1 protein-coding gene is annotated in these 533 nt (G+C 48.6%); it reads right to left on the bottom strand.

What is annotated here, in order from left to right; genetic code table 11:
• Positions 1 to 533 (bottom strand): FAD-binding protein (locus tag A3738_RS09275; protein ID WP_156504142.1); only part of this gene is annotated, 533 nt, incomplete at both ends.

Here is a 533-nt window from a genome sequence, read left to right as displayed (position 1 = left end):
AACGTGGTCTTTCTTCGGACCACAGCCACGACCTTCAAGAATCTCCATTACCATAGAGCGCGCAACAACATCGCGTCCAGCAAGGTCTTTAGCATTCGGCGCATAACGTTCCATGAAACGCTCACCTTCACTGTTAATCAAGTAACCGCCTTCACCACGACAACCTTCAGTAACGAGAGTACCCGCGCCATAAATACCAGTCGGGTGGAACTGCCACATTTCCATGTCTTGACCATGGAAGCCTGCACGCAATGCCATACCCATGCCATCACCAGTATTGATCAATGCATTCGTAGTCGATTCATAAATACGACCAGCACCGCCTGTCGCCATGACAGTCGCTTTCGCTTTGATATATACCGTCTCACCAGTTTCGATACAGATAGCGATAACGCCTACAACAGCACCTTTCTGGTTCTTAACCAAATCTACCGCATACCATTCATTAAGGAATGTCGTTCCACCTTTCAAGTTACCTTGATAAAGCGCATGCAACAAAGCGTGACCAGTACGGTCAGCCGCTGCGCAAGTAC

It is taken from the genome of Oleiphilus sp. HI0066 (assembly GCF_001635725.1).
Note: the sequence above shows the minus strand (reverse complement) of the source record. Positions and strands in the feature narration are given on the sequence as shown.